Origin of the sequence: Gimesia chilikensis (assembly GCF_007744075.1) — a bacterium.
GTDB classification, from domain to species: domain Bacteria; phylum Planctomycetota; class Planctomycetia; order Planctomycetales; family Planctomycetaceae; genus Gimesia; species Gimesia chilikensis_A.
The window spans coordinates 1,027,455-1,042,450 of the sequence record NZ_CP036266.1 but is presented as its reverse complement, the minus strand read 5'-3'; the positions used below and the strand labels follow the sequence as shown (position 1 = coordinate 1,042,450).

The following is a 14,996-nucleotide window of genomic DNA, read 5'->3' as shown; positions in this document are numbered from 1 at the left end:
AGCAGAATTCCCGAGTTCAGGTTAGACCTGATTCATGGTCTTGCGTTTGTAGCGCAGAGAGAAAACCCTGTCAAGAACATTTCACTTCCTCCCCATCTGCCTGCGGTTCCAGAAACCGCAGGTGATGGGCGGCGTGGGTTGTGTAAACGGTTTCCAGCGTTTCGCGATCCAGGCGGCCGAAGCCGGGATGCCAGTGGTAGCGTCCCTCATGGGATTTGAAGCGGGCCACGCTCTGGGCAAAGTGTTCCGCTTCCGAGGCGTCTGCCAGGTCCGCTGCCGGCACGAAAATCGGAGTTGTCGGAATTCCCTGGGGAGAATCTCCCTTGAGCAGACGCGGCAGGAACAGCCGACGCATCACCGGCCAGAGAGGAGCATAGATCAGCATCCATCTCGGGTATCCGTCGAGTGCGGGATCCTGCACTAGCGACAAGTGCCGACAGATCTGGGCCAGATTCCACTTGCCCCGCTGGGTGTAGCCGGTCTGTAACAGCGACTCCACTTCCGCAACCGCGTCCTCCAGCCGTACGAACTTCAGTTCCCGCAAATCTTCAATCATCTCACCGGTTTCCTCGATTTCCTCTCCCAATTCCCCCTGCTTCGCGACAGCAGACAGTCCCTGTCATAAACTTTTCTGGCAATTTCTGAAACCGGTACACCGAGTAATATTGCATTTTTGAGCCGAGAGAGGACAAAGTATGCATTTCCACTGATTGATGAACTGTGGAAAGATTCAGAGGGATCAACGCCCCGGCCGTGGGTATAATTTGAGCCAGGCCTCGCCCTGGTATCCTCGGCCAGTCTGATCCCGCTTCTCGATAAGGAACACTTGATTGACAAACGCGTTTCTGCCTCGCTTTCTGTTCTGCCTCGGTCTGCTGTTGCCAGTCCCCGCTTTTGCTCAGGAAGTTGCCCCTGGTCCCACTGATCCCAGTGCAGTAAAAAGTCCTCTAAAGTCAACCCTGGTCGAAGAGGCTAAGCCGGAACTGAAGCGTCCTGCCAGTCCGGGTGAAGCGACTGAGGTACAGGCCCTGATTTATGTGATTGATATTGATGAAATCAACTCGGCCGACCAGAGCTTTGCGGCCAGCGTGTATTATGAAGCCCGCTGGAACAGTCCTCTGCTCCAGCATGCAGGCCCCGGACCGCTACACGTCGATCTGGCCGACATCTGGAATCCCCGCCTGACCATTATCGGTCAACAGAATTCCTGGAAGTCGTATCCCGAGACGGCGGAAATCCTGCCGGACGGAACCGTCATTTATCGACAGAAAGTCTGGGGCCATTTTTCGCAGCCACTGAATCTCCACGACTTTCCATTTGATCGCCAGGAACTCTCGATCCAACTGGTGGCCCCAGGCTTTTCTGAGAAACAGGTCAGTATAACGCCCTGGGTTGGCGAACTGGGGAGAACTTCCAACCTGGCACCCCACTTTTCCTTACCCGACTTTGATATTCTCTCCTTTGAGGCAAAATCGGCACCGTACTATCCAGACCAGGGACCCATCGGCGTCGCTGGCTACGAAATGAAGATCCAGGTTGCCCGACAGCCCGAATACTACATCTTAAAGGTCATTCTGCCGTTATGTCTGATCGTGATCATGTCCTGGCTGCCCCGCTGGCTGAATCCGGAACAGTCAGGAACCAACATCGGCATCTCTACATCCGCGTTCCTGACTCTGGTCGCCTACCTGTTTGCGATCACGGTTCTGCTGCCGCGGATTTCCTATATCACGCGCATCGACCGTTTCATCATGCTGTCGACCCTCACGGTGTTTTCAGGATTGATCCAGACGGTGACAAACACCTACCTGCTCAAGGGTGAAAGTATTCAGAATAAACGTCTGGTGGCACAGCTCGATTTCTGGTCGCGGATCCTGTACCCGGTTATTCTGGTAGCGGTCATCGTGATCTCATTTGTACTATGAATGGCTGACATGTTAAAACAGGTCTAACCATCGGCGTGATTGTGACGCTGATCGCATCCTCAAAACTCAAGCAGATAACGTCCCATGTTTACGACCCGCGATGCCACTCTGGATGACCTGCCTGCGATTGTCGACATCTACAACCAGTCGATTCCCGCCGGCACTGCGACGGCAGATACCCGGCCGATTACCGTTGAAAGCCGCCGACCGTGGTTTGCCCAGTTCTCACCAGAGAAACGCCCCATCTGGGTGGCTGAAGACGAAGCGGGACAGATCGCCGGTTGCATCTATGTGACCTCTTTCTACGCGGGACGGCCGGCGTATGACAAGACGGCCGAAGTCAGTCTCTACCTGTCGAACTCCCACCAGAAGCAGGGACTGGGCACATTTCTGCTGCAGAAAATGATCGATGCCTGCCCTTCTCTGGGAATCACAACCCTGGTCGGCATGCACTTCGATCACAACGAAGCTACGAAACATCTGAATGAAAAGTTCGGCTTCGAAGTCTGCGGGCACCTGCCTGAAATCGCTGAAGTACACGGACAGAAACGGGGACTGCTGATCTCCCTGCTGCGCATCCCCGAATCTCCGGAAGACTGAATTACTTAACCCTTGTCGGAGGAAGTCGATTCCTGCGGCGCTGGTTCTGACGAGGGCTCCTTGTTCGTTGATTCTCCCGAATCTTTCTCAGGGGCCTCAACGTCGTCTGGTTTCACTGCGTCAGTCACTGTCGGAACCAGTGGATAGGCTTTGAATTCCTCGGCTGTCAGTTCCAGCACACGGCCCGCCGCGGTGAGTGCGAAGCCGCCGTTGTCAGCGATGTCTGCGGTGTAGGCCAGCAGGTACTTGTCGTTTTCCTGACCCGAGTCTGTCAGTACAGCATCCCAGATGACGACGACCTTGCCCGCATCAATCATCTTTTTCAGACTCTCCGGGATCGTAACCACAACCACAGAATCGGGGGGGACAATTCCCTCCGCTTTCGGGGGAGGCGGAGGATTGTCGATGAAATCCTGGAGATCTTCCAGGCTGGAAGGAGAGCGTTCCCGTTTCTGATGAAATTCGTGATACGCCAGACCCAGCGGCTGCATTTCGCTCTTAAAGGAATGTGCCTGCTCTGCGGGTTTGAAGAGGCGACCGGAATAGATGCCGACCACCAGTAGAACCAGGAACGCGAACACCAGCCCCCTGACGATCAGCGGAGAGCGATAAGGGGGATGCTGCCGGTCTGTCTCCGGCGTGAAGGTTGGTGTCTCTGATTCACTGTGCTCGTTTGAGTCCATCGTGATCTCCGTGGCTCATCTTCAGAAGTCAACCGCTGTCGAAACGCGATACACTGCGGTTTTGCATGGGAACGGAAAAATTACTGTACCCGGAACAGAGCACGAATACAAGAACGTATCCCCAGACCTGCAGCAATCACGTTCTGGGTAATGAACGGCTTTGCCACAGCTTCCAGTAAGCCTGCAGACGCTGCGCGAATGCTTTGGGCTGTTCCGCATAGATGCGATCGGCCAGTGCCAGTCCCGCTGATTGTAATTCTTCCCTTTGTTGACCGATCAGCGTTAAGAGTTGATCGATGTCGCTGGTCGCGCCGAACCGTTCCGGTTCGCTGGTCAGCTGACTGGTCATCACCGCCAGATCGTGATCGTCGCCGAGGTAGTCGTTTAACTGGTCGAGCTCCTCAAGCTGCGCTGCCACAATCGGCTCCCAGACTTTTTTCAGCAGGCGCAGATGATACATCAGATACTTGCTGCGTTTGCGGCACTCGTGAAAGAGTTCATCGTGCGGTTGCACATACAGTTCCGCCAGTGCCTCAGCACCGCGACGGTAATTCCGCTGCAATCCGCGTTTGAGAATCTTGTCTGCTTTGCCTTTGATCTTCCACTCGTCAATCTGCTGGAGTGCGGTCTGCAGTTCGTCACACAGCTGCTGCAGTTCCTGATCCAGGTCAATCCACTCTTCCACCAGTTGCTGCTTGCGTTCTCGGAAACAGCATTCAAAAGCGGCAAACAGGTCTACGTATGCGGGATCGTCGAAGCGTTGCTTGAGTTTCGCCAGAGATTCCAGCATCGATTCTGCATCGCGGACGCGGGACAGTTTGCGTCCTGCATCGCGATACCAGACATTGATGCGGCTGTAGTCGTCTCCCAGTCCCGATCGGACGATTCGAATCAACCCCCGCAGTTTCTTGAACCGTTTGCGAACTTCATGAATGGCCTCGTGCCGGTCCGATTCTGAATCCTGCAGTTCCTGGATTGCCTTATGCACCTGATGACCGGCAATCCGTCGCACGCCATCTGCCAGTGATTCACCTTGTTCGAACTGATAACTCATCGTAAGTCCTGAGGCAGCAATAATAGAGGGAACGGTTTTAGAAAGCGTTACCTTACCAGAAACGATCCGTTTTGTTAATTCTGCCGCCGTCTGGACCGGTTCAGACAGTCTCTCCCGTAGCCTGTGTCGGCGCGGATTCCACCCAGTGCATCACAACCACAATCAGCACTCCGGAGAGCATGAATCCACTGATGACCGGAATGACTGTGCCGTTATAACTGTGACCAATCAGAATCCCGCAGGGAACCGAGATCAGCGTCGAAAGTGCCCCCATCACTGCCGCTCCGATGCCGGCGATATGCCCCAGCGGCTCCATCGCCATCGCATTCAGATTGCCATACATGATCCCGAAGCAGAACAGGATGATCATCATATAGCCCATCATCGTCCACAGCGGGGGCTGTCCTCCCGTACTCAGAACGTACACGAAGAACAGCAGGGAGATGACCGTCGAAAACCGTTTGGACCACCGCGACAGCTTCTGCATCCCGAACCGCATGACCAGTCGCCCGTTCACAAACGAAGCACTGCCGATACAGAGGGCCAGGATGGCGAAGTACAGCGGAAACATGGTTCCCAGCTTGTACTGTTTCTGAAAGATCTGCTGGGCGGAACTCAGATATCCCAGGAACGCACTGGAGATCAACCCCAGAGAAATCGTGTAACCCAGCGAAACGCGGTGTGAGCAGACTTCAATCACAGCAGATTTGATGCGTGCGATCGAGAAGGGAATCCGCCGCTCTACACTCAGAGTTTCGGGCAGACGCAGCGCAAACCAGGCCAGGGTCAGCAGTCCGCAGACCAGTAACGCAGCAAAGATGGCGCGCCAGTGTGCGATCAGTAAAATACCCTGCCCCAAGGTAGGTGCGATTGCCGGAACGAAAATGAAGATCGTCATCACAAACGACATGACCCGGGCCATTGCGGGGCCTTCGTACTGATCGCGGACGATTGCCACGATGACACACCGGGGCGCTGCCAGCCCGAGCCCCTGGAGAAACCGTCCCCCCAGCATGACGTTCAGATCTGTAGCAAACAGAGAAAACAGGCTGCCGGTCAGAAACAGGCCGAATCCGAGGTAGACAGCTGGTTTTCGGCCGGTGGTGTCTGAGAGTGGACCATACACGCCCTGCCCGAACGCGAGCCCCAGAAACAGAAACGAGACAATCAGCTGGCTGTCATTGGCCTCACGGGCCCCCAGATCCTGACCAATTTCCGTCAGGGCAGGCAGCATCGCATCGATCGAAAGTGCCACCAGCGACTGCATCAAAGCCATCATCGCCACAAATTCCGCAAAGGAAATCGCGACGGGTTCTCGTTTCACACTCAAGGAACGCTATTTTCTACTAGAAGGAGATCCAGGGAATTATCAGTGATACGGGCGCCCGCCTCTGAATCATATCGTTCCACTCCCGCGGAGAAAACCATGCTTCATCCCCGAATGTTCCTCTTGCTGAAATGATCGGGAAATCCTATCTTGCGTGGTGTTTGAGTTTTTCCCTATTTCCTTCGAAAGACAATTACCATGCAAAGTGCAGAAGGATGGCGTTCCATTCTAGAGAACTGGCCCGAAGTGATTCCCAAACGGGGCATTATCGTCACGAATTACCAGGAAACGATTCCTTTTCAGAACTTCCTGCTCTCTACGGGCGTGGTGCTTTTGGAGCGGGACAAACCGGATTCCCAGGGAGCGCGCAAAGTCATGCTGTCTTATGAAGCGATCAGTGCCATCAAGCTGACCGACACAATGGAACTGGCCCGCTACCAGGTCATGGGCTTCCAGCCGGTATAAGTAAAACGGACTTTTCTGCCTGCCCCGATCAGGTGACCGCCATCCAGCGGGAAAGCAGGATCGTGGGCAGCAGCAACGCGGCTGTCAGAATCGCGTAGGCAGGGTTGGTCGTCCAGACAAAGACCATGATCGCATTCAGCATCACGTAAGAGATGAGCATGGTCTTGACGGCGATCTGCACGTTTTGGGGGGCGGGGTTGAGAATGGCCTGCACCAGCCGCCGGTTAATGGTCAGAATGACCACACCTGCCGCCGCCAGGACCATCGTCAGATTGATTTCCCGCGGCCAGGGATAGGTCGCCAGCATCCAGACCAGGCCACCCAGCCCAGCGTTAATCACCAGCAGGCCTCCAACAAGGTGACCACGATGACTCTGTTTCGCTTCCATCCGGGCAAACCAGGTGAGCCCCATAATGAAGAGCCCCATAGCAGCCGCGATGCGTAATTGCGGTTTGACCCACAGATTGATCTCGCGTGCCACCGCACTGGCTCCCAGCATCAGGTTCAGGAATCGACAGCTGCCCATTATGACCGGACCGAGGAACGTCTTCTTCAAAATCACGTCATAGCCCAGAATCGCGACAACCAGCAGGCCGGCGACAATCAGACTCTGCGTCCCCACCGTCTGGGCTGCACCGACACCGGCCAGCATCAACATACCACCCAGCACCGCAGCGTTCCGAGTAGATATGCGTCCGGAAGGAATTGGGCGGGACGGCCGTTCTTCGGCATCCACTTTCCGGTCGAAGACATCGTTGAAGACCATCCCTGCGAGGTACAGTCCCGCTGATGCGACCAGCAACAATCCGAAATCCAGCCGTGGCTCAAACGAATTATGCGTCAGCAGAAACCCCAGGATGATGTCCGACATCGCTGTGAACACCGTGGGAAACCGCATTAGTTGTAAATACGCGAGACACTTTTTCATGCTGACGTTGATTTCTATTCCTCGGAAACGGCGTCGGCCCAGGCTTCCAGCTGCTGGTACTGGCGTTCAAATTCGGGCGTGGTTGCCTGCATCGGGCTCTTGAAGAACGAACTCAGATACGACATCACACCGCTGCGACCACCGCGCCGCCATTCCCGTTCGGTAAAGCGAACCATGTCGAGCATCAGCGGAGCAGCCAGAATCGAATCGGTTCCCTGCCAGGTGAACTGCAGAGCCATTTTGGTATCGAGGAAGCCCTGGAAGTGAATGTGGTCCCAGGCGGTCTTCCAGTCACCCATCGATTCAATGTATTCGATGGAGACCAGCGTCTGCGGCTTGTATCCCAGGATTTCGGTCAGCAGATGATCCTTTGAATGCACCTTGTTCGATTTATTGACTGGATCGTCCAGCACTTTGCCATCGAGGTTTCCAAAGATATTATGTCCGACCCAACTCATCACGTTGAGGTTACGATGAGCAAACATCGGGGCCAGTACACTCTTCATCAGAGTCTCACCGGTCTTACCGTCCCGTCCTCCGTGCAGGACCTGTTTCTCTTCTGCCAGTTCGATCATGGCCGGCAGATCGGTGGCTGCGGAAGGAGTGAAGTTGAGATGCGAACAGCCGGCTTCCATCGCGGCAATCGCATACAGCGAACTGGCGGGAACCGGAGATGTCACTCCGTTTTCGAGGGCATCTTTGAGTTCAGCCAGGCTGAGCGATTTCGCTGCTTCATCGACCGGCGGTTCCGTGGAAGCCAGGTTGACCACAACGACGTGGCCCAGATCATGCTTTTCCTGGAACTCTTTGATATCCGCAGTCAGACGGGCCAGGGTTTCCTGTAGAGTTTCTGTATCGAACTTACGAACGGCATCACCGGCGAGAGATCGAATCGTATCTCCGACATGGATCAGCGTTCCCGGCTTGACGTTTTCATCGTAGGACTTGAGGTCTTCTTCGACGGCCTGCAACAGCGCGGGGTGGAACACGCCTGAGTTTTCACTGAAGTATTTCGCGGCTTCGACAAACGAGGTATCGCGGATTTCGTGACCGCCGATGACGAACTGATCCCAGTCGCGCAGGTTCAGTTTCTTGAAGTAGGGATTTTCTGAAACAAGACCGCTGGTTCCGGTCAGGCCTTTCGTCAATGCGGAAAGCCCCACTGCGGCTGTGGTAGCCACACCGCCCCATGCTCCGATAATCCAAATCCCGATACGTTGTTGCGTCATGATATTGCCTGAAATCTGATAAAAGTTGGTCTAATGGTAATCGTTGTTGTTAGCTAGCCGGGTGGGAGCAGTCCAGTAGAGACCGGCGTGACATGAGGTCGACCGGAACTCCTGACTACTGATGCTGGATCACCATCTCTGAGGGAAGTTGATGACAATAAATTGTCAGAAAATATACTTAAATTTGCTTAATATTATAGATGGCAGTCGTCAGTTCACAATCAAGGAAATGCCAGACTCACCCACATTTTTATCTGATCTGTCTCTGGGGACTCGGTTCAGCTGGTTTGTAATGTCTGATCAATCCAGTCCATGAGTGACTGCTTGAATTCTTCAATGGTCGCCAGTGCGGAGGCTTTGGTTTCCGCCAGCTGACCAGCTTCAGAGACCTCCGCCTGGGCAAAATAGTAGAACTTGATCTTCGGTTCTGTACCTGACGGACGCACACCCAGCTGCACTGTCAGCGGCGAGCCTTCGGCCCGCGCTTCAAACATCAGAACATTTCCTTTGGGTTTAGAAAAGGTCTCAGCAGTGGTATTTTCGGGTAATGAACGAATTTCAAGATCCGCGTAATCCCGGACCAGGGTGAACGTCAGCTGCCCCATTTTCTGTGGAGGCGTGCTGCGAAACGCCTTCATCAGCTGTCTGATCTGCTCGTTGCCTTGTGACCCCTTACACGTCTTGGACACCTGACCTTCCAGATGAAATCCATGCTCAACATAGAGTTCATCCAGGTGATTGAGCAGGGTTTTGCCCTCACTCTTCAATTCTGCCGCCAGTTCACAGGCCCAGAGGGCACCAATGGCGGCGTCTTTATCACGGCAGTACGTTCCCGCCAGATAACCCAGCGATTCTTCCGTACCAAACACGAATTTGTCCGGCCCTTCCGCATCCATTGTCTCGGCAATGTATTTGAAGCCGACCAGCAGATTGTTAATGATCCGTGCACCGGCGCTCCGTGTGATCGCAGCAATCAGAGGCGTGGTGACAATTGTCTCCACGACATAATGCTCGGGTGTCAGGCTACCATTCTCTTTTTGTTTGCGTAACACATAATCGGCGAGCAGTGCCCCGACTTGATTACCGGTCAGATGCACAAATTCGCCAGCGTCATTTTTAACGCAGACACCCAGTCGGTCCGCATCCGGGTCGCTGGCCAGAATGATCTCTGCTCCGGTCTGCGATGCCTGCTCAATGGCCGGCTGATAGACTTCATCCCGTTCCGGGTTAGGTAGTTGGTCAGGTACATTCGGAAAGTTGCCGTTCTGTTCGCACTGCGGTTCGAACCGCTCAATGCCTTTGAAGCCAACGTGCTGCAGAACCTGAAAGACAGAGGTTTCTCCTACGCCGTGGAGAGGTGTGAAAAGCCCTTTCAGTTCGCGGGCACTGGAATGACTGTGCTCGGCGACACACTTGCGATACTCGCCGGCAACATCCTCGTCGATCAGTTGGATCGTTCCCTGTTCCACCGCGGTGTCAAAATCGACGACAGGAATTTCCGTCGCCTGATAGACTTCGTCGATAATTCCCTGGTCGTGCGGCGGCAGAACCTGCCCACCGGTGGACCAGTAAGCCTTGAAACCGTTGTCCGAGGGGGGATTGTGCGAGGCGGTAATCATGGCCCCGACGTCACAGCCCAGCTGACGAACCGCAAAAGAGAGTTCCGGTGTGGAACGGGACGTCTTAAAGAAGTAAACCGTCAGACCATGGGCGGCCAGCACACTGGCTGCAATGCGGGCGAATTTCGAGGAATTGATGCGCGAGTCATGAGCGATCGCGGCCTTACCTGTTTCCTGTCCCGAGAATTTCTTGTAATACGCGGCCAGTCCATGTGCCGACTCGGCAATCGTCCGCTCGTTGATCGTCGCTGAACCCAGCTCACTCATCAGCCCCCGACGTCCGCCGGTTCCAAACGGGATCACTTCCCAAAAGAAGGTATCGAGATCATCAAAGGCTTTGTCTTCAATCAGCTGGAGCAGTGCCGGTTGATAGCTGGCATACTGAGGTTCAGTAACCCAGCGTTTGAGATTTTCGAAAGCAGATTCGGAAAGCTGTTTTTCAGAGACAGCATTCTGAGCCAGGTCGAGTGCCTGCTCGGGAGTGATGGAAGGGGACGGCTGGTTCATCCTGTTCTCGTTTTCATTGTTGAGACCGCGGGAACTGGTTTCTATGTGCGTAAAATCATATATATCAGTTGTTTCTGCTTCAGAACCGGAGCAGTTCCCAGACCGCTATCACGAACCAGGAGGGTGTGAACGGGTTCTGAATCTGGCTTAGATTGTAAAGGGAACTTCTCCCAGAGCCAACCCTCACGCCCTCTCCGATTCTGCGGACGCGCGCAGGAAACGCTCTGGAAGTCACGTTCAGAAATCGAAATCGAGACTTTTCATCAATCGAGATTGCGACTCCAGTTATCCCGATCAGCGCGAATGTAGGAATCAGTCAGGAAACGCCCCTCACCATGGCACTGAATTTTTGCCCATAACGATCAAATCCATTTCGTTAAGACTTTGCCAGATTTTAGTTTCACATCGATCAAGTCCTTGATTCCCCATCACCGCGGTGGCAGAATAGGTGAGTTAAACGTTATACAGATTAACCGGATACACCAATCTTGATTTCAGAATCAGATGAAATCGGGAGCGAGTCTTCCTGTTTCGCAACCTGATTCCTGCGATTCCGCTCCAATGTCCTGATCCATGATGAACCCGCTTGATAATCCAAATTAAGGTAGCATTATGAAGTTTGTTGAAGGCCAGACTGTTGGCATCGACCTCGGAACCACATATTCCGCCATCGCCCAACTCGACAAAGACGGGAATCCCATTTCCCTGAAAAACACGGATGGCCGCTCGATTACACCTTCGGTAGTTCTGCTGGGAGAAGAGGGACGCGTCGTCGTCGGCCCCTCGTTCGAACGGACGGCGATCGAAGACGATCCCTCCCGCATCATCGAAGCAGTCAAACGCCATATGGGCGACGATCACTTTTACGTCGTCTACCAGGAAAAGAAGCTGACCGCGGAATTCCTGTCAGCGTTGATCCTGAAGAAAATGAAACAGGACGCGGAAAAAGACATCGGTGCGATCACCAATGCTGTCATCACCGTGCCCTATTACTTCAATGACGTTCGTCGTAAAGCCACTCAGGACGCCGGTCGGATTGCCGGGCTGAACGTGATTGACATCATCAACGAACCAACGGCGGCCACCCTGGCCTATGCCTGGAAACGGAACGAGCTGGGTAATCCCGATGCCATGCCTGACGGCGAACGCACCATTCTGGTTTACGACCTCGGGGGTGGTACATTCGACGTCACAATCGTCCGCTATTCACCTACACAGTTCCGCGTACTGGCAACTGACGGGGACGTGATGCTTGGTGGTCTGGACTGGAGTCAGCGAATCGTGGACCACGTCGCGGAACAGTTCAAGAAAAAGTTCGGCAGCGACCCGCGCGAAGATCCCGTCACCATGCGGACCTGCGTGCAGGAGTGTGAAGACGCCAAGCGGGAACTGAGTCAGAAAGCCCAGGCCCCGGTATCCATTTATCACAAAGGAAACACACTGACAGTCGCGTTGACCCGAGGCGATTTCGAACGCATGACCGCCGACCTCCTGCAACGTACCCGTGACACCACCGAGCTGGTTATGCAGCAGGCAGGAGTCGAAAAAGGGGAACTGGACGACGTCGTGCTGGTGGGTGGTTCAACCCTGATGCCCGTGGTCGAAGAGATGCTCAAGACCGTCTGTGGTCGCGAGCCATCCCGCAGCATGAACCCGGAAGAAGCCGTTGCCCAGGGAGCCGCGATCCATGCAGCCATTCTGGAAGCCCGCGCTACCGGCGGTGAAAGCCGCATGGCCCAGGCAGTTAACAAGCGTCTGCGAAACGTCAGCACGGCAGATGTGAACTCGCACTCGCTGGGTGTGAAGATCACCGATCCCAACGACCGGACTCGGAAGATCAATCACATCATGATCAAACGCAATACCGAAATCCCTGCCAGTGTCAGCCAGAAGTTCGTCACGACTTCAGACAACCAGCAGCGGATTCACGTGATTATTCTGGAAGGGGAAGCCAGTGATCCGGATGCCTGCACCACCATCGGTGACTTCCGCATCCTGAATCTGCCTCCCAACCTTCCGAAAGGTTCTCCGGTAGAAGTCACCTACCGCTATGATGCCAACGGCCGAATTCATGCGTCTGCCCGCGAACTGACCGGGAACAACGAATCGGCAACGGAAATTGTCCGCGATTCCGGTCTGGATTCCGAAGGCATTGACCGCTTCGAAGTTCTGGCCAGAGACTACGTGGTCGAGTAAAAATCAGTGCGGCGGGTCATCTTCGACCCGCCGCCCCCTTTCTAATAAGTTTCGCTGATGTTTTTCAATTCGTGATTTCACAACACAGAGCAAGGAGTTCTCTCAGGTGGCAATTGACGTCTACAAGGAATGGCTGGGAATCCCGGAAGGAGAACGTCCTCCACACCACTACGACTTACTGCGTCTGGTCAAATTCGAAGATGATGAAGAGAAGATTCGAGCGCACTACAAGAAGCTGAATAATCACGTTCGAAAATACGCCGCCGGAAAATACTCCAACGAATCTCAGGAACTGCTCAACGAGCTGGCCAAGGCCATGCTCTGCCTGACTGACCCGGAACGGAAACGCGAGTACGACGAAAGCCTGGGACGCGAGTTTGATGAAGATGAACTCACCGGTCCACAGTCCGTCGAACAGGTTCTGGTCGAACAGGGACACATCACGAAAGAGCAGGCAGCCGAGCTCAAAGGTTTTGCTGATCAGCGCGGACTGACCATGCGGGACGCCGCCGTCCAGATGCGACTGGTTAACGCGGCCACCGCCACACAGGCCATGGCCCGCTCCCAGGGGATGCCGTACATCGACCTGGAGGAAACCCAGCCGGATAACGAAATCCTCCTCGAACTCCCCCAACACGTCGCCAAAAGGAATACCATTCTGCCGCTGTTCATCGACGATGATATGCTGCTGGTTGCCTGTGCCGACCAGCCCACTCACGAACTCGAAGATGACCTGCGAATGCGATACCAGGTTCCCTCTCGCTGGGTACTCGCGATGCCCCGCTCGATCAACGAGGGGATCAAAAAGTACTACGCAGCCGCCGAAGAGAGCGAAGCGGAAGAAGAAGTCGCAGTCGAAGAGACCACTTCCAAAAAGTCAGCCAAAGCTGCCAAGCCGGCCAAAAAGCCCGAAAAGAAGAAGCCCGCGAAGGGTGGAAGTCAACTCGCACCTGAGCAGTTGAAGGAGAGGAAACAGCTCTCGATCATCTTCAGTGGCTGGGCTTTCATTGCCGCCATTCTGATCGACCAGTTTGTACTTAAAAACTATGTCTTCTCGCAGACCTGGCCCTGGCCCTGGGTGCTCTCCACCCTCTCCGTGCCAGCGATCGCGTTCTACTGGATGTCGGGAATGTGGAAGAAATAATCACAGGCCCCCCGGGCCTGTCAGTCTTCTTCCTCTTCAGAATCACCAGGTGGTTGAGGCTTGAGTTCCGCCACCAGGTGCCCCAGCTTGCGGACTTCGATTACTTCCAGCTGATATCCTTGCCAGTCGCAGACATCGCCCACTTCAGGAATGCGTTCCAGTTTTTCGTGGAACATGCCAGCTACGGTCAGCAGACCGTCATCGGCAATTTCATATTCCTGCTGCAGCTTGCGACAGAGGTAACGCAGGGTCGTGATCCCCTCGACATGGTACACACCCGACTCGACCTCACGCACCGGGTCGCGGCGTAAAATGCGCCTGGCCCGACTCGGTTCCGGAGACAAAATGGTATCGATGATATCATCAAAAGCGACAATGCCGATCGTCTCTCCGTATTCGTCAACGACCGAGGCAAAGTTACACTCTTCTGCCTGAAACCGGGTGTAGACGTCTGCCAGGTTCGAACACCAGGGCACATGAATGACACGCTTCGATTTTTTATTCAGCGAAGAAGTAGAAAACGAAGACAACTCGGACAAGGAAATAATGCGATCGATCTCTTCTGAATCCACCCCCTGTTTGCGGAGGATGATGTAATCGGTATTGGGGGTAATCCGGGTCAGGTCTTCCAGTTGCAGAGGCATTTTGAACGTGAGATAGGTCCCCCGGGGACGCATCGCTTCTTCAACGAGGATTTCCGAAAGGTCCAGGATGTTATGCAGGATCTGCCGCTCGTGGCGAATCACTTCCTCACTCGCCCCCGAGGCATCGACAGCACGTTCCAGGTCCTCGGAATGCAGGTATGACTCTTTCTGAATATGCGGCCAGAAAGTCCGCCGCATCAGACGACTGATATTCTGTAACATTGGGATCACCGGATCCAGCACGCGTATCGAAAATGCCAGCGGCCAGCTGACCATGATCGCAATTTTCTTGCGGAATACAATCGAGAGACTTTTGGGAAGCACTTCTCCAAACAGAATGATCGCCAGCAGGCTGCCCACCGTGAAAAATCCAGCTGCAGCAGGCTGTCCCTCGTCTGCTAATTCCTTGGCTATCACACCGGAGACCGCAAAGTAGGACAGGTTAATCAGCAGGTTCCAGAACAGAACCGCCGTCAACAGGCGATCCGCATCGGCGGCCAGAGCAGCAACAATCTGTTCGCTGGACTTTCCCTTGCTGAACTGGCGAAGCTCAGCACGGGAGAGATAGAAGATGGCAGTCTCACTACCGGAAAAGAATCCGGAAGCACAGATCAGAGCCAGCAGAGCCAAGGCTCCGGGAAACCAGATTGCAATCGTATCAATTAATGCGATCAT

Annotated in this window: 13 protein-coding genes; 5 read left to right on the top strand and 8 right to left on the bottom strand. The window is 54.4% G+C overall.

The window, feature by feature from the left end:
• Positions 1 to 70: 70 nt before the first annotated feature.
• Entirely contained in the window at positions 71 to 556 is a 486-nt protein-coding gene (locus HG66A1_RS04055; RefSeq protein WP_197996976.1) for a DUF1569 domain-containing protein, read from the bottom strand.
• 274 nt (positions 557 to 830) lie between these two features.
• On the opposite strand from HG66A1_RS04055, the gene HG66A1_RS04050 reads away from it, so the two are divergent.
• Both HG66A1_RS04050 and HG66A1_RS04045 read left to right on the top strand, forming a co-directional pair.
• Entirely contained in the window at positions 831 to 1,925 is a 1,095-nt protein-coding gene (locus tag HG66A1_RS04050; protein ID WP_145180974.1) for a hypothetical protein, read from the top strand.
• 84 nt (positions 1,926 to 2,009) lie between these two features.
• Complete coding sequence (locus tag HG66A1_RS04045) at positions 2,010 to 2,525, top strand: GNAT family N-acetyltransferase (protein WP_145180973.1); 516 nt, start codon at positions 2,010 to 2,012, stop codon at positions 2,523 to 2,525.
• Positions 2,526 to 2,530: 5 nt separating this feature from the next.
• On the opposite strand, the gene HG66A1_RS04040 is transcribed toward HG66A1_RS04045, so the two are convergent.
• The 3 genes from HG66A1_RS04040 to HG66A1_RS04030 form a co-directional block, all read right to left on the bottom strand.
• Positions 2,531 to 3,208 (bottom strand): hypothetical protein, encoded by a 678-nt coding sequence (locus HG66A1_RS04040; protein WP_145180972.1) that lies wholly within the window; start codon positions 3,206 to 3,208, stop codon positions 2,531 to 2,533.
• A gap of 136 nt (positions 3,209 to 3,344) precedes the next feature.
• The gene (locus tag HG66A1_RS04035; RefSeq protein ID WP_145180971.1) at positions 3,345 to 4,262 is read right to left on the bottom strand and encodes a CHAD domain-containing protein; all 918 of its coding nucleotides are present in this window, start codon (positions 4,260 to 4,262) and stop codon (positions 3,345 to 3,347) included.
• Between the two features lie 100 nt (positions 4,263 to 4,362).
• Positions 4,363 to 5,592: a multidrug effflux MFS transporter gene (locus tag HG66A1_RS04030; RefSeq protein ID WP_409999461.1), complete on the bottom strand. Its 1,230-nt coding sequence runs from the start codon at positions 5,590 to 5,592 to the stop codon at positions 4,363 to 4,365.
• Positions 5,593 to 5,787: 195 nt separating this feature from the next.
• Between HG66A1_RS04030 and HG66A1_RS04025 the strand changes: the two genes are divergently transcribed.
• Positions 5,788 to 6,054, top strand: coding sequence for a hypothetical protein (locus HG66A1_RS04025; RefSeq protein ID WP_145180970.1), 267 nt, complete (start codon positions 5,788 to 5,790; stop codon positions 6,052 to 6,054).
• A gap of 28 nt (positions 6,055 to 6,082) precedes the next feature.
• Here HG66A1_RS04025 and HG66A1_RS04020 read toward each other — a convergent pair whose 3' ends face one another.
• The 3 genes from HG66A1_RS04020 to HG66A1_RS04010 all read right to left on the bottom strand — a co-directional run bounded on the left by HG66A1_RS04020 (position 6,083) and on the right by HG66A1_RS04010 (position 10,337).
• Positions 6,083 to 6,925 carry a UbiA family prenyltransferase gene (locus HG66A1_RS04020; protein WP_197996975.1) on the bottom strand — a complete coding sequence of 281 codons (843 nt, stop codon included), beginning with the start codon at positions 6,923 to 6,925 and terminating at the stop codon, positions 6,083 to 6,085.
• A 71-nt stretch (positions 6,926 to 6,996) separates the two neighbouring features.
• On the bottom strand, positions 6,997 to 8,211 hold the full coding sequence (locus HG66A1_RS04015) for an inositol-3-phosphate synthase (protein WP_145180968.1): 1,215 nt from the start codon (positions 8,209 to 8,211) through the stop codon (positions 6,997 to 6,999).
• A gap of 278 nt (positions 8,212 to 8,489) precedes the next feature.
• On the bottom strand, positions 8,490 to 10,337 hold the full coding sequence (locus tag HG66A1_RS04010) for a phospho-sugar mutase (RefSeq protein ID WP_145180967.1): 1,848 nt from the start codon (positions 10,335 to 10,337) through the stop codon (positions 8,490 to 8,492).
• 612 nt (positions 10,338 to 10,949) lie between these two features.
• On the opposite strand from HG66A1_RS04010, the gene HG66A1_RS04005 reads away from it, so the two are divergent.
• Both HG66A1_RS04005 and HG66A1_RS04000 read left to right on the top strand, forming a co-directional pair.
• Positions 10,950 to 12,533, top strand: a complete 1,584-nt coding sequence (locus HG66A1_RS04005; RefSeq protein WP_145036835.1) for an Hsp70 family protein — start codon at positions 10,950 to 10,952, stop codon at positions 12,531 to 12,533.
• Positions 12,534 to 12,639: 106 nt separating this feature from the next.
• Positions 12,640 to 13,677 carry a general secretion pathway protein GspE gene (locus HG66A1_RS04000; protein ID WP_145180966.1) on the top strand — a complete coding sequence of 346 codons (1,038 nt, stop codon included), beginning with the start codon at positions 12,640 to 12,642 and terminating at the stop codon, positions 13,675 to 13,677.
• Between the two features lie 20 nt (positions 13,678 to 13,697).
• Here the strand turns inward: HG66A1_RS04000 and HG66A1_RS03995 are convergent, their stop codons facing one another.
• Entirely contained in the window at positions 13,698 to 14,996 is a 1,299-nt protein-coding gene (locus HG66A1_RS03995) for a CNNM domain-containing protein (RefSeq protein WP_145180965.1), read from the bottom strand.

What these genes read in the sequence shown, in the direction of transcription:
- HG66A1_RS04055 (WP_197996976.1), bottom strand. Translation starts at nt 556, where the DNA reads ATGATTGAAGATTTGCGGGAACTGAAGTTCGTACGGCTGGAGGACGCG.
- HG66A1_RS04045 (WP_145180973.1), top strand. Translation starts at nt 2,010, where the DNA reads ATGTTTACGACCCGCGATGCCACTCTGGATGACCTGCCTGCGATTGTC.
- HG66A1_RS04040 (WP_145180972.1), bottom strand. Translation starts at nt 3,208, where the DNA reads ATGGACTCAAACGAGCACAGTGAATCAGAGACACCAACCTTCACGCCG.
- HG66A1_RS04035 (WP_145180971.1), bottom strand. Translation starts at nt 4,262, where the DNA reads ATGAGTTATCAGTTCGAACAAGGTGAATCACTGGCAGATGGCGTGCGA.
- HG66A1_RS04025 (WP_145180970.1), top strand. Translation starts at nt 5,788, where the DNA reads ATGCAAAGTGCAGAAGGATGGCGTTCCATTCTAGAGAACTGGCCCGAA.
- HG66A1_RS04020 (WP_197996975.1), bottom strand. Translation starts at nt 6,925, where the DNA reads ATGTCGGACATCATCCTGGGGTTTCTGCTGACGCATAATTCGTTTGAG.
- HG66A1_RS04015 (WP_145180968.1), bottom strand. Translation starts at nt 8,211, where the DNA reads ATGACGCAACAACGTATCGGGATTTGGATTATCGGAGCATGGGGCGGT.
- HG66A1_RS04010 (WP_145180967.1), bottom strand. Translation starts at nt 10,337, where the DNA reads ATGAACCAGCCGTCCCCTTCCATCACTCCCGAGCAGGCACTCGACCTG.
- HG66A1_RS04005 (WP_145036835.1), top strand. Translation starts at nt 10,950, where the DNA reads ATGAAGTTTGTTGAAGGCCAGACTGTTGGCATCGACCTCGGAACCACA.
- HG66A1_RS03995 (WP_145180965.1), bottom strand. Translation starts at nt 14,996, where the DNA reads ATGATCGCATTAATTGATACGATTGCAATCTGGTTTCCCGGAGCCTTG.